Here is a 15222-nt window from a genome sequence, read left to right as displayed (position 1 = left end):
CGTTCCCTGGTTTCTGATACCCGCTTTAGGAACTTTGGGTAGTGAGTACAGGAATTTGATTAATAAATCTTTCTCTTGGTAATTTTGTTTGTGTTTGCGGAATATTGACATTCAAAAATTCCATGTTAAATCTGTATCCCACATTGCGGATAGTTTGAATTAAGCTGGGTTGACGTGGATCAAGTTCCACTTTCTTCCGTAGGGATAAAACATGAGTATCAATGGTGCGTGGATTATCAATAGCATCAGGCCAAGCACGACGCAATAATTCCGATCTACTTAAAGCCATACCTCCAGCTTGTGCTAAAACATACAATAAGCTAAACTCCTGGGGTGTTAAGTCAATAAATTCTCCTTGAAAACGAACCCGACGCTGAACTAAATCAATTTGTAAACTACCATAGTCTAAATAAGCGGGTGCGGTAGGTGTCCGGTTACGGCGGATAATTGCCTCAACCCTAGCCAAAAATTCTTGCATTCCAAAAGGTTTGCTTAAATAGTCATCCGCGCCCGCTTTTAAGCCCGTAACAATATCAGCTTCATTAGTACGAGCGGATAACATGAGCACTAAAGGCTGTTGTTGATGATGTAGCCAGCGACAAAACTCCACACCATCACCATCTGATAAATCCGCGTCTAGAATGACTAGAGTGGGTTGATGGCTGATAAATACTTCCTTGGCTTGATAAATACTGGCAGCTTGATGAACTCGGTATTCTAGTTGTTGCAAGTGCCAACCCAATAATGACCTTAGATGGGGATTCCCCTCAACGATTTCTATACAAACCGAACCCACAGTGGTAAGACCCCTTTGCGTTGATGAATCTCAAATTAACAATCTCATGCTCAAGGTTTTGTAGTTTTTGTTACCCTAATAGAGATATTCTTTACATTTCCCTTAAAAAAACCTTGCCAAAAATTTATTTTTTACTTTATTTGCAGCCAAACTGGTAGCTTTGTTAAATTTTTATTACATTCATATTTATATCATATTAACACAGTTCTTTCTGCCGCCTTCTGTCTTTTTCTTGACTCCTTAGTTCTGACCCCCATTATTAAAGTTTATTTGTAGTGATCTGTCCTACTCCCTAAGAGATATGGTAGACTTGTGAAACAATCATTTACCATAGGGAGTAGCATAAAAATTACACCTAATTACTGCCAAAGGTAGAGACAGCCTGTTATTTATCCCCCGAAATTGCGAGGGAAGTTCGCAAACTTGATTTTACAGATTTTGCACTCATGGCTAAATTTGTATTTATCAACAGGAACGTACAAAAAATTGGCTAAAAGTCAATTACCCTCTGTGATTGTAAATATATAGCCAAGGGTGATTCAGAGCAAATTTTTGACAAAAAAAGTAAAAATACCTTACAAAATCACCATATTTCCCATTTTTTGGCTTAATATCTAATTAAGTTTTTAGCTGCTGGAGGGTCTCACCCAAGGTGAAAATATTAGCTTATGAGTTAATACATAGGCAAGAAGTGATACTTCATTGATCGTAAGTCAATATCTACAGTTCTTATTCCTACGAGACTATACAACAGTTATGCTACAAGACACACAAACTATCCGCTACTACCAAAAACTTACCGATGCCTTCGTCGAATTATGGAATCGCGGTTATCGTCTGGATGATATGCGGATGTATTTGGATGGATACTTAGCCGCACTTCAACATGGTAACACCATTGAGCCTTACTGGATTCACCGTTTAGAAGAGGAAGCCAGCCGCTACTTGTATGATGTATCTAATTTTGCTATGGTTCAACCAGAACCAGAAAGACAACGTGGCTATTACTAAAAGTTCTGTATAGTTTTCTGGATTGATTTATTCTCGGTGATGATCATAGCACAATTTTTTGCTTTGGTCAATGGGTTATTGTGGGATAAATTTGGGAAATACTGCAATTGAATGGGAAAGCTTATTTCTGATATAGATTCCCGACTTCTTTAAGAAGTTGGGAATTTGGATTGTAAATTGATAGTTTATGGAGATAATTGACACAATTCTTCTAGACATATATGTTTTTCATTGTATAATTCTTCAATCTTCTTAGTAGCAGCTTCTAAAATTTCCTGACCACGTCTAATTTCGATGTTTAATTTATCTTTATTTCCATCAAAAATCACAAACAGGGATATATTTCTCTCAATAGTTTGAGTAGTACCTTTAATTTTAAAATCGGTGACAAATTTACCTTCTGTGGGAATATGCAGGGGTAAATTGGAAGTTTGAACAATTTCTTGAATATCTATAAGTTGTAAACTAGAAATTGGTGAAATTTTTGCTTCAATATTCACAAATTCTGTTAAATATGGCTGTTTAATTATAACATCTTCTAAAGATTGATGTTGAAATGTAATTTTCCCTGCTAAATTATCAGTGATTGCATAAATTAACACAGAATATGGAGGTTTAGGAACAGAACCTTGTTTATAAAATAAACTCCCTTCTGTGGTGACAGTAATTTGAGATGTATCTGCTAGAGTTTGTAAAGATTGTAAATTAGCAATCGTACTTTTAACAAATACAGAATCCAGTCCTAAAATAGATGCTAAGTCATTAGCTGTAGGGGGAGGATTAAATTCCATACCGGCCCGAATAATAAACTCTTCTAAAATATTAAATTTCCGAGGTTCTTTAATAGTTAATTCTAAGGAATTTTGGGTTACATAATAGCGAAATTGACGCGCTGTTAAAACCGATAAATCAGGATTTTCAGCTTCTATTTTATCAACTAAATATTTTAAATTGTCGTCAATTATTTTAACTACAGAAATAGGAAACATCAATAAAACCTCCATGATGATTAACGGTGTTTGCAACTTGAGAATACATATTACCAACTGTACCGGGTTTAGATGTAAATAAATCGTGACAACCGACAATTATTAATAATTCTTGAGCGCGAGAAAAGGCCACATTTACCCGTTCTGGTTTATTTGCAAATCCCACATCTCCTTGATAATTATTTCGCACCATACTGACAATTACTACTGGTCTTTCCATACCTTGAAATCTATCAACTGTACCCGTTCTAATTTGTAAAGAAGGAAAAAGTTCTGATTGCAAACGTTCATCAATTTTTCTTAATTGAGCGCCATAAAATGTAATTATAGCTATTTCTTTTTTTGATTCTCCATTAGCAACTTTATTAAACCAAACATTCTCAAATTGTTGACAGATACCTGCAATTACATCAATTTCTTTAGTATTAAAAAATGAAGTACCATTGCGTTCTTCTTGAAATTCATTTTCTCGCGGCATTTTTACCCAACATAAATGATGATAGGGTTGAATGATTTTTCCTGCTAAATTATGAGCGCGTTTACTGTCAGGTTCTAAAATCCCACATTCTAATTTACCATGATAAAATTGATTAATTGCTCCCATAATCATCGGGTGCATTCGATATTGAGTATTCAGCATTTTTTTAATACTTTTATCTGCAGTTTCAAACTGATTTTTAAATAATGATTCTTCTAAAAATTGCAATTCTTCTCTAGTATTACCCATTGTTTTCGCAACTTCTTCCACAGTGCTAGTATCAAGCATAGGTGGTAATTGTCGATGATCTCCTACCATAACTAATTTTTTACCTTTCAACGCGGGAATTAGTAATTCTGGAGGAGTGCATTTACTAACTTCATCTATAATTACAACATCAAAAGATTGAAATTCTTCTGAAAAATTATAATTTGCAGCTTGAACGCAAGTGATACCGACAACGTTAGCATTATCTAAATAAATTCCCCTTAAATCTTTGCTGTCTTGTTCTGAAGGTTGACGGAGTTTTGTAATCCAATCTTGAACAAAGTTTTGATATTTATGCAGATAATTTTCTTCACTTTTTAATTGTTGTTTCCATGATTTAAATTTATTTTTGATGCTACGTAAAAACTCTAAATTAAATAAATCATCATGGGATAATTCTGGTTTTAATTTATCTGGTATAATTTGCCAAGTTGACTTCCACCAATTCCGTTCTAGAATTAAACTATCTGATAACTGTAATTTTAATTGTTGTTCTAAATCAGATATGTTTATTTCTAATTCTTGAATTTCTTGTGTATAAATATCAGCTTCTGCTTGCAAATTTATGAATTCTTGATTTAAAGAGTTTTTAATTGTTTCTAAAATAGTAAAAGGTGCTAATGATGAAATAAGAGTTTCTATTTCATTGACGCGATTTTCCCAAAATTTAACTTGCTGGAAAAATTCCTGGGGTTGTTCCCAAAAATTTGCTTGTCTATTCAGATATTTTTCTGCTAAAATCCGTAAAGGAGCGGGGATATTTTTCTGTTTACGAAATACTTGTAAACTATTTATAACTTCTACAATTTTTAAATTAGCAGATTCTTTACTTTGCTTTACCTGAGATTTAGCTTCAGATATTTGTTCTAAAGAGATTGTATTTTTCGGGAGTTCTTCTAATTGCTGTTGTAAAATTTGTAATTGTTGTTCAGCTTCAGTTTTAACCCTTAAAACACATTGACGAGCATGAACTAAAATAATATCTAGTAATTCTTGGGTAATACGGGTAAGAGTAACTTCAATATGATTCCATTCAAAGGACTTACCATAAGTTTTTTCCAATCTAATTAAAAAGACTTGAGTATTTTCAACTAGCAATTTTCGCTGTTTAGGATTAAGAAGTTGATAATTTTGGAATTTTTGATAGGTTGTTTGCCATTGAATTTGATCACTTTTTGATAATACTATAGGAATTTGACTAAAACTTTGCTGTAAAAAATAACTAAAATCATATTTCTTGCCTTTTCTATCCGTAAAGTTACCTTCAATTTCATAAACTATAGCTTTTGTTAATACTCCCCAATCTGGTAAACTGATTTTATAATTTTTAGGAACGATAGTTAATTTTAATGTCTTAGCAAACATCAATAAACCTAATGGTAAATCTACCATATTTTCTGTTAATACTAAATCAGATTGTTGACATTCTTTTAAAACTTGATACAAATTATTATAAGCTGTAGATTTCCATTCGACAACTGCTGCAACAATATAATCAATTTCGCGTTTGCGATTTTCCCAAATTTGAATTGTTGGCTGTAAATCGTTTTGGTTACTAAATTTTTGATAATCTGTTTCTAATTTCTCCAAGGATACAGAATGCTGTTGAAAAATATCAACTAATTCTGCAACTTCAGAAACAGCTACAGCTATATTATTAGCATTATTGAATCCCGATTTAAATTCAGAAAGATGAGTTTTGATGTTTTCCTGTAACCAAACCGCTAACCCAAATGCACCAAAACCAGGACGGACAAAACCAATTTCTTCACTATACTTAATAGCTTGACGGACATTTTCTCGAAAATCTTCTACTTGTTGATTGTTTTCTATATAGGGTTGAACACGGAGGAAAAAAGCTTTAGTTTCTGGAGATTCCCAATCTATATTTGTTGATTTTTTTAGTATATTCTCTAAACCAGTAATTAAAGATGCAATTTCATTTTTATTTACTAAAGTTTGATTATATTCAATTTCTTGATTTTGATAAGATAATTCTAAATTTTCTTTTTCATTTTTGAGTTCATTTTGTTGTTGATTAGTTTCTTCCTCAGCTAAAAAATAGGTTTTAAATCGTGGTAATAACGGTAATAATTGATTTAAGATTTTGATATTTTCGTGACGTTGATTAAGATTATTTTCGCAGTCAGTAGCGGTATTTTGTAGCCATGTACCAATTACTTGATCTTCTAAAAATGGCTGTCCTTCCTCTCCAACTTTTTCGGATTTTCCCTTTCTAATAGCACGAATAACAGGATTATGAACTAAGCGACTGAGGGCGTTATCAACGGCTAAATTAGCTTGAGATGTAATTAATGTCCGTCCACCGCGCAAGGCTATTTGATAGCAAATTTCCGCAATTACAGTAGTTTTTCCTGTACCTGGTGGTCCTTGAATTAAAACTAGATCCTCTGCTGAAAGGACTTTTTCAACTGCGGCTTTTTGTCCAGCATTAGCGGAGGATAATAATAAATCAGTTGATTTAAGTGTAATCCTTTTAATAATCGGTCTGGCCTGGGAAGCATCAAATAGAAAGTTACCTAAATAGGGATTTTGAGTACGTCCTTGTCTTAATTGTTCCAAGGCTTTTTCTTTACGTTCAATTTGTTTTATATCTCCAGCAGCATCAAAAAATAAGTAGCCATGATTGGGAAGTTGATAATTACCTTTGGCTATATATTCAATTAATTCTCGTTCTAATCGAACATGAATAGAATTATGTTTTTGATCAATTTTTTCAATAGTTCCTAGTTGACGACCATTGCGGCGATTTTTCTCTGTTGGTACAGATTCTAAAAATTTAACTTCTTGATTTTTAGCTTTTCTTACCCGTTCCCAAAAGTTCTCTACACCTAAAAAATGTTCTTCAGAACCATCTAAAGTAGCCGAATTAATTTTAATTTCTAAAGCGATTTGTCGGTAGTTTAATCCGTTATTATGATTTAGGAAATATACACAAAATTGTCGAGATTTAGCAATGCGTTCTTCAACTTTTAAAAAGGCTTTCCAGGCTTGAAGTTGATCTTCTGTTGGCACATGATTTCCGCAAATTGGCATATTTTTAATTTTTACCAATAATGTTTTTGGAATATCTAAACGCTGTTGATGATTAGGAATTAGTCGCAACCAATAAGGTAAAGCATAGCCATCAATATTTCCCCGTGATTCTTGGATTAAATAAGCTGATAAAATTTTAAATCCACCATATCCATCTTGACGAATAGCAGCTTTAAATCCTAAAGTTTTTCCTAATTTTTTCAGTCTTTTTGGTAATTGAAAGTTATCTTGATCTGTAGCTATAGTTAACTCCCAAATCTCTTCTCCTGGTTCTTTAGCAGCTCCTTGACGACGAATATAAAATAAACCAGGTTGTTTACCAACTAAATCAAATAATAATTCATTGGCTCGTTCTCGCCGTTCTCGAAAATCAGGATATAATTGTAGGAATGATTGACCTTCAAAATGGCGAACTAAATTATCAACTGCTGAACCTATAAATGTATAACCACAATCTTCTATCTTTGTTTTATTATTCATAGTTTTGGTAAAAAATATCAGTAATAAATAATTTAATATTTAAAAATAAATTTGAAATTGCCGCCAATAGATATCAGGTGTTGGGTTGCGTTCCTTAACCCAACCTACACCTAATAACTAATATTAAGAAGCTAATGCTACTTCAACTAGTTGTTGTAATTCACCTTTGTTGTACATTTCGATCAAAATATCAGAACCGCCTAGAAATTCACCATTAAGGTATACTTGGGGAATTGTTGGCCAGTTGGAATATTCTTTGATTCCTTGACGAATTTCTTGATCTGCAAGTACATCAAAGGTTTCAAAGGGAACTCCTAATGTATTAATAATTTGCACAACGTTATTAGAGAAACCACATTGGGGCATTAATTTGTTACCCTTCATGAAAACCATAATTTTGTTTTTTTGTACCAAACTATCAATTCTTTGTTTAAGTTCTGGGGTCATGATTAATTATTTCCTGTGTTGTTAAAAGTCAAAAGTCAAAAGTCAAGACAAATTCAGATTTTGTTTTCTCAAGGCAATCATTTCAAATTAGTTTGTTGCTTGCCAAGCTTCGGGAGTGTAGGTTTTCAGAGCTAAAGCATGAATCGCTTCGCTTGACATAGCTTGTTGCAATGCGCCATAAACTAGTTGGTGTTGTTGAACCAGTCCCTTGTCTGCAAACTGCGATGAAACTACTGTTACCTGATAGTGATCACCACCACCCGTCAAGTCTTGTACTTGCACTTGAGCATCCGGCAGTTTTGCCTTGATCATTCCCTCTACCTGTTGCGGACTCATCATCGCAATTCCTGAAAAAACTTACTTCTCTATTATTAACAGATATGTAACGCTTGGCTGTTGCCTGTTAGCATTTGCCGATTATTTTTTACCTTGAGAAGGAAATGGTGTCTTTACAAAACCTAGTTCAAATAATTGTTGGTAAGCTTTTGTACCTAGTTCTCTGGTGGGGTTTTGACTTGTGATAATTTGCACTAGCAAAGGAATGGCTAATTCTGGCTGATTTTGCGCTCTATAGACCAGAGCTAATTGATAGGTAGCTTCATCTCGCTTTTGGGCAGTTGCTAAAGCATTTTTACGGTGGGAATCAGCAGCGCTAATGTCAATACCCGTAAAACTAGAATTTAGTTGTTGATAAAGGCTAGACAACTGATTATAAACTTGGCGTGCTTGTTGGAGTTTTTTGACAGCTAGGGCATAATCTTGACTAGTAACCGCTTGGTCGATCTCTTTCATCAAGCGATCGCCTCCCTCTATACTTAAAATATTACTACTGCTTTCTGTGGGACTAAGAATGTTAGATTCACCCTCTTCCATGGGTTTTGGTTGATTAGTTGGTTTTGGTTGATTAGTCGGTTTTGGTTGATTAGTTGGTTTTGGTTGATTACCGGGTTTTGGTTGATTAGTTGGTTTTGTTTGACTAACAGGATTTGATAACTTTTGTCCCTCAGCATAGGCTGGTGATAGCAGTCCCAAAACTGCTATGAGTGATAAAGATGTGAAGCGAATTAAATTAGCAGCATTCATGAGTTTAATTAGTGCGACAATTCCATAGATAAGGTTAGGAAACCTAGTGTATCTTAACTCTCTTTGTGCCAGAGATAAAGTCAAGTCACTTGATCACCTTGAGTAAGTAGGAGATGATATCCTCCAACCGGTGCTAGAAGATATGTTCTCCATACTTTGTGTTAGTCGCAAGTTGCCTATTTTAAAGTTCCCAAAACGGGAGTTAACTCAGATGCTGGAATTTGCGGACTTAAAAATCCACTAGCATAAACACGGGGATTACTTTGGGAAATAATGGTATAAGATTGGCGAACATGAGCATTTACAGCCACAGTGGTCGCGTCATACATTTGCATGGCTAGTTTAGGGTAGAAACCGATGCCAATAATCAGCACTAGAAAAGAGGCAGCAATAAATACTTCTCTTGGTCTGGCATCAGTATATACAGTTTCCGTTGGTAAAAGGCAATCTGTACCAAAACAAGCCGTTCCTTCATCTTCTTGATTCTGAAAACCCTGATTGTTAACATCACATACCAGGTCAGCACCAGAACCGTAAAATACTTGACGCAGCATGGACAGCAGATAAATAGGTGTAAGAATAACTCCCACAGCAGCTAAAAAGACGGTGACGGTACAGAACGTAGAAGTGTAAACATCGCTAGTTGTTATCCCCACAAACACCGAAAGTTCACCGACAAAGCCACTCATACCCGGTAAAGCCAAAGATGCCATTGCCCCCATGGTAAAGAGAGCAAATACTTTTGGCATGGCTTGACCAATACCGCCCATTTCTGCCATCATCATGGTATGAGAGCGATCGTAGGTGACACCAGCCAGGAAGAACAACACCGAAGCAATTAAACCATGTGATATCATTTGCAACATTGCGCCATTGATACCCAAATCGGTGAAAGAGGCAATTCCTATTAATACAAAACCCATGTGGGAAATTGACGAATTAGCCAAACGCCGTTTCATATTCGTTTGGGCAAAGGAATTTAAAGCACCATAGATAATGTTAATAACACCGAGAATGACGAGAACAGGAGCAAAATAAACATGAGCATCGGCAAGTAGGCCAAGATTTAGGCGAATTAGTCCATATCCACCCATTTTCAACAACACACCGGCCAAAATCATAGATACTGGCGAAGATGCTTCTCCGTGGGCATCAGGTAGCCAAGTATGCAAGGGGAAAATGGCCAATTTTACGCCAAAGGCAATTAACAAACCTGCATATAGTAATAGTTGCAGCGTCAAGGGATATTCTCTATTTGCGAGTTCTGCAACATCAAAAGTTACATTTCCGCCGCCATATAGTCCCAGTGCCAGGGCTGCTACCAAGATAAATATAGAAGCTGCTGCGGTATAAATCAAAAATTTTGTAGCTGCATAACGTCGTCGTTGTCCACCCCAAATACAAACTAATAAGTACACAGGAATTAGTTCGACTTCCCACATAATGAAAAATAATAGCAAGTCTTGGGCGACAAATACCCCAACTTGTGCGGAATACAACACAAGCATGAGAAAATAGAAAAGCTTTGGTCTGCGGTCAACTTGCCAAGCTGAAAAAATGGCAAGAGTGGTAACAAATCCTGCCAAAAGCACTAAGGGAGCGGAAATACCATCAACAGAAACCGCCCAGTTTAAGCCCAACTGAGGCATCCAGACATAATTTTCTACCAGTTGAAAACTCGCATTACTAGTATCGTAATGTTTCCAAAAAGCGTAACACATCAAAATAAAGTCGGTGATACCTATGCCCAGTGCATACCATCTGACAAGTTTGCCGTCTTTATCGGGCAATATTGGGATGAGAAAGGATGCTACAAGTGGAAATAGGACAATCGCGGTAAGCCAAGGAAATTGAGCCGCTATCATGTCAATAGGAAAAAATACTTATCAGTGAATATTGTACTAAACTTTTTAACAATTTCTTTATAGGTTTTTACCACAGTTTAGCATAAGGGAATATTTACTTAAATAAATCTTATGGTTAGGATTTTTTCTTTTAACTTAACTTTTATGTTTATGACCGTACCAGCAATTACAGCTTTCTCCAGATACATTGCTAGGGTGCGGAAAAGTCATCATATTTTGATATAATTCTCAACTTATCTTTCCCCCCGTTGCGGGGGGAGTGCGGGAGCTAGATTATCTTTTTGAGAGCTGAGAGACAGTCGCTAGAAATCTTTTCTTAAATCGTATCTGGGTCAATATTTAATTCCCGTAATTTTTTTGCTAAACGTTCGGCTTTTTGGGCTTCCTGTTCAGCGCGTTGGAATTCTTGTTCAGCACGTTGGGTTTCACGTTCTGCTTTTTGAGCTTCACGTTCTGCTTTTTGAGCTTCACGTTCTGCTTTTTGAGCTTCACGTTCTGCTTTTTGAGCTTCACGTTCTGCTTTTTGCATTTCCCGTTCGGCTCTTTTAACTTCTAATTCTGCGGTTTCTTCAGGTGTAGGAACTAAATCTCCTTCTGATGTGAAATAACGCAATAAACCATCATAAATTCCCAAATATAACCCTAATTGTCCACTCCATAAATGTCCTTTTTCATTGGGTTTTATAGGTTGATATTTTCCGTCTGTTATATGAAATCCTGCAAATTCTAAGGTATAAGGATCAAACCAAAAATACTCTGGAGTGCGGAAAGTTTCTTGATAAAGTTCTTTTTTTAATTCTCTATCAGTCTTAGCTGTTGTTGGTGAGAGAATTTCTACAATTACATGAGGATATTTCCCATTTTCTTCCCAGACTACCCAACTTTTACGGGTTTTTTTCTCAGTTCCTAAGACCACAAAAAAATCAGGACCTCGGAAATTTTCCCTTTTCCTCTGATGTGGACTATAATAAATACTCAGATTTCCCGCTGCATAAAAATCAGTTCTATCTTTCCATAACCATTTAAGACATTTGATTAAGAGCATAATTTGCTCTAAATGTAGTTCTGTTTCCACGGGAGGTTCATCACTATATAAATCACTGGGTGGTAAAATTACATCTGATGAGATGTTTTCTTGAGATTCTATTTCTTGAGTAATCATCATGATATGATACCAAGTAGTATTTATTTATTTTAACATTAATTACAATCACTACAAATATAACTAAACAATACGTTCTAGGATTAAATGATTAAGTTCAGTTAATTTTGCTTCCCAGTTAGGTTCGACTATAATTGTGCTGATTTTCTCGACAATAATTGCAGGGTGACTAATTCTATCTCCCAGTTGTAAATCTTCTCGACGATAAACTGGTGTGTCATACCATTGATTATCGCTAAACATTTTCACGATTTCCATTATTTTAGGTTCTACATTTTCAGGACGGGTACGACTAATTAATGGTTCTTCAGGAGTATCCATTTTTTGAATTACTTCTACAGAAATAGATTCAATAATTAAGTCTTTTTCTGATTGCATGAAACCATATCGTAATTTATGTTCACTTTCAAATTGTTCTCTCATTCCTGCTACATTAGTAAAATCAACAGTTAAAATAGAATTAGTTCCTGCATATTTTAAATTTACTTTCTTAATAATTTCTTGTTGAAACTGGATTTCTTCTATGTTTAATTCCCTACGAGATTGGGTTTCTAAAGATGCCATTAACTGTTCTAATTGAGGAATTAAGCTTTCATTTAAAGGTTGTTCTACTCCTGTGATTTTAGTCGCTCTAATATCGGCTAAACCCATACCATAAGCAGAAAGTACCCCAGCGAAAGGGTGCAGAAATATCTTTTTCATTCCTAAAGTATCAGCAATTAAACAAGCAACTTGTCCACCAGCACCACCAAAACAACAAAGTACATATTGGCTAACATCATAACCTCTTTGCAAACTGATTTTTTTAATAGCATTTGCCATATTTTCGACAGCAATCGCAATAAATCCTGATGCTACTTGTTCGGGAGTTCGATAATTTCCAGTGACAGATGCAATCTCTTTAGCTAATTCTGTAAATTTTTGAATAACTATTTCTTGATCTAAAGGTAATTTACCTTCACTACCAAAAACTGCGGGAAAATATTCAGGTTGAATTTTTCCTAACATGACGTTAGCATCTGTTACTGTTAATTGTCCTCCACGACGATAGGAAGCAGGTCCAGGATTTGATCCAGCGGATTCTGGACCAACACGATAACTAGAACCATCAAAATATAAAATTGAACCTCCACCCGCTGCAATGGTGTTAATTGCTAATACGGGAACTCGCATCCGTGCTCCGGCAATTTCTGAATCTAATTGTCTTTCATATTCTCCTTTAAAGTGGGCAACATCTGTACTTGTTCCGCCCATATCAAAGGTAATTACTAATTCAAAACCTGCTCTTTTACTAGTTTGAACTGCACCAACAATACCACCAGCCGGACCACTTAAAATACTATCTTTTCCCTGAAATTGTTCTGCGTTGGTTAACCCACCATCAGATTTCATAAACATTAATTTGACTTGAGGTAAATGACTGGCAATTTGGTTAACATAACGACGTAAAATAGGAGTTAAATAGGCATCAACAACGGTGGTATCTCCTCTACTTACCAGTTTCATTAATGGGCTAACTTGATGGGATACGGAAATTTGTGTAAAGCCGATTTCTTGGGCAATTTTGGCTATTTGTTGTTCATGAAATGGATAGCGATCGCTGTGCATAAATACAATGGCACAACTTCTAATTCCTGTATGATACACTGTTTGTAAATCCTGTTTTGCTTGGTCAATATTTACAGAAACTAATTCATGACCATGAGCATCATATCTTTCATCTACCTCAATTACTTGTTCATACAGCATGGTAGGTAAAATTATTTCCTGTGCAAAGATATTTGGACGATTTTGATAGCCGATTCTTAACGCATCTTTAAAGCCTTTAGTAATCAGTAAAACAACTCGATCTCCATGTCTTTCTAAGAGGGCATTTGTAGCTACTGTTGTTCCCATTTTCACTACTTCAATTGTTTGGTAGGGAATGGGTTCATTAACAGTGAGTCCGATAATATCCCGAATTCCTTGAATAACTGCATCTTCATATTGTTCAGGATTTTCTGATAGTAATTTATAAACTATAATCCATTCTTTGTTAGGTAAAGGGACTATTAAAAACCGTTCTGTAAAATTTGCCAGTCTGTCTATTATTGTCTCATTATTAGTGACAGCAACTATATCTGTAAATGTGCCACCTCTGTCTGCAAAAATTCTCAACATAACAATATTAAATGAAGTGATATGAATTATAAGATAGCGCTCTTTTTAGAAGTAGATCCCTGTCTTCTTTAAGAAGTGAGGGATCTTCAAGCAGTCAGCGATTTAGTGATTAAGAAATATCTTTCAATTCAGCAGTACGGACTGAAAGTATTTGTGTTTGATTACCTCTTTGGACTTTTATCTGCAAGGCTTGACCCAGGGTACTGTCTTCTACTACACTTTGCAACTGTTCAGCGGTGGTAATTGGCTTATTATCAATCTGTACAATTACATCTCCACGCCGGATACCTGCGGTTGCAGCGGGAGAATTACGGACAACTCGCATCACTAAAACTCCCTTAACTTCAGGAATGACAAACATGGAGTTAGGATCATCGTTATTTTGCTTTGCTAATTCCGGTGTTAATGTCACCATTTGTACACCTAAGTAGGGGTGAGCAACTTTACCATCACGTTGTAATTGAGCAGCGATCGCTTTAGCTTTATCAATAGGAATTGCAAACCCAATCCCCATCGCATCGGCGCGAATTGCCGTATTAATTCCAATTACCTCTCCTAACCCGTTTAATAGTGGTCCACCAGAGTTACCAGGGTTAATAGCTGCATCAGTTTGAATGAAGTCTAATCGTTTATCGCTAATACCAACTTGGGCACTAGAACGTTTGAGAGTGCTAACAATTCCCAAGGTAACAGTATTATCAAATCCTAACGGATTACCCACAGCGATCGCCCAATCCCCTACTTGGACATTATTAGAAGAACCTAAGGGAGCAATAGGTAAATCCTTACCAGCATTAATCTTGACCACAGCTAAATCTGTTACTTCATCAATACCTTTAACTTTACCCTCAAAGGTGCGTCCATCTTTTAAGCGGACTGTAACTTTATCAGCCTTATCAACTACGTGAGCATTAGTAAGAATTACACCACTTTTGTCAAGAATAAAACCAGAACCTAAACCACGTAACTGTTCAGTCGGTGATTGTTGGGGAAAGCTATCACCAAAAAACCGCCGAAAAAACGGGTCTTCCATCATCGGATCATTCCGGCGAGTAATCGTTCGTTCTGTATCAATTCTTACTACTGCCGAACCCACACGATTTACCGCTGCTGTCACAAAACTATGACCACTAATCACATTTGTAGCAGCAGATGGTTTTTGAGCAGCTTTTGTGAATGACTCAGTAACAGGATTTGGACCTGGTTCTGCTGCTGAAGGTAATACCCGTAGGGAGGTGACAGTCAAAATCACACCCATCAAAATCGCTAAAACATGGGTACTGAGTTGTTGGATAGACCGGGACATTTGGAAAAATCGCATAATCACAACCTAATCTACAAGCCTAATTTTTGCTGTTTCTTGACAAATCTATCTACAGCTATTTTTACAGATCAGATTCAGAATTGCCATTTACGTTCCTCTGCTC

Annotated in this window: 11 protein-coding genes; 1 reads left to right on the top strand and 10 read right to left on the bottom strand. The window is 35.8% G+C overall.

The window, feature by feature from the left end; genetic code table 11:
• Nucleotides 1–25 precede the first annotated feature (25 nt).
• Nucleotides 26–796 carry a response regulator transcription factor gene (locus H6G44_RS14645; RefSeq protein WP_190385145.1) on the bottom strand — a complete coding sequence of 257 codons (771 nt, stop codon included), beginning with the start codon at nt 794–796 and terminating at the stop codon, nt 26–28.
• A gap of 756 nt (nt 797–1552) precedes the next feature.
• On the opposite strand from H6G44_RS14645, the gene H6G44_RS14640 reads away from it, so the two are divergent.
• Complete coding sequence (locus tag H6G44_RS14640; protein WP_190385146.1) at nt 1553–1807, top strand: DUF6761 family protein; 255 nt, start codon at nt 1553–1555, stop codon at nt 1805–1807.
• A gap of 185 nt (nt 1808–1992) precedes the next feature.
• On the opposite strand, the gene H6G44_RS14635 is transcribed toward H6G44_RS14640, so the two are convergent.
• The 9 genes from H6G44_RS14635 to H6G44_RS14595 all read right to left on the bottom strand — a co-directional run bounded on the left by H6G44_RS14635 (nt 1993) and on the right by H6G44_RS14595 (nt 15116).
• Nucleotides 1993–2796, bottom strand: coding sequence for a hypothetical protein (locus tag H6G44_RS14635; RefSeq protein WP_199291700.1), 804 nt, complete (start codon nt 2794–2796; stop codon nt 1993–1995).
• Nucleotides 2774–7078, bottom strand: coding sequence for an AAA domain-containing protein (locus H6G44_RS14630; protein WP_190385147.1), 4305 nt, complete (start codon nt 7076–7078; stop codon nt 2774–2776). Before H6G44_RS14630 ends, H6G44_RS14635 begins: the two co-directional genes overlap by 23 nt.
• 123 nt (nt 7079–7201) lie before the next feature.
• Complete coding sequence (grxD, locus tag H6G44_RS14625; RefSeq protein WP_190385148.1) at nt 7202–7525, bottom strand: Grx4 family monothiol glutaredoxin; 324 nt, start codon at nt 7523–7525, stop codon at nt 7202–7204.
• A gap of 87 nt (nt 7526–7612) precedes the next feature.
• Entirely contained in the window at nt 7613–7864 is a 252-nt protein-coding gene (locus tag H6G44_RS14620) for a BolA family protein (protein ID WP_190385149.1), read from the bottom strand.
• A 78-nt stretch (nt 7865–7942) separates the two neighbouring features.
• Nucleotides 7943–8608, bottom strand: coding sequence for a tetratricopeptide repeat protein (locus tag H6G44_RS14615; RefSeq protein ID WP_190385251.1), 666 nt, complete (start codon nt 8606–8608; stop codon nt 7943–7945).
• Between the two features lie 176 nt (nt 8609–8784).
• Nucleotides 8785–10473: an NAD(P)H-quinone oxidoreductase subunit 4 gene (locus H6G44_RS14610; RefSeq protein ID WP_190385150.1), complete on the bottom strand. Its 1689-nt coding sequence runs from the start codon at nt 10471–10473 to the stop codon at nt 8785–8787.
• Between the two features lie 316 nt (nt 10474–10789).
• Nucleotides 10790–11638 (bottom strand): Uma2 family endonuclease, encoded by an 849-nt coding sequence (locus H6G44_RS14605; RefSeq protein ID WP_190385151.1) that lies wholly within the window; start codon nt 11636–11638, stop codon nt 10790–10792.
• A 60-nt stretch (nt 11639–11698) separates the two neighbouring features.
• Complete coding sequence (locus H6G44_RS14600; protein WP_190385152.1) at nt 11699–13795, bottom strand: hydantoinase/oxoprolinase family protein; 2097 nt, start codon at nt 13793–13795, stop codon at nt 11699–11701.
• A gap of 109 nt (nt 13796–13904) precedes the next feature.
• A complete protein-coding gene (locus H6G44_RS14595; protein ID WP_190385153.1) occupies nt 13905–15116 on the bottom strand; it encodes an HhoA/HhoB/HtrA family serine endopeptidase in 1212 nt (403 codons plus the stop codon).
• Between the last annotated feature and the right edge of the window lie 106 nt (nt 15117–15222).

Source organism: Aphanizomenon flos-aquae FACHB-1287 (assembly GCF_014698755.1).
Taxonomy (GTDB): domain Bacteria; phylum Cyanobacteriota; class Cyanobacteriia; order Cyanobacteriales; family Nostocaceae; genus Dolichospermum; species Dolichospermum flosaquae.
This window is presented reverse-complemented; position numbering and strand designations above follow the sequence as displayed.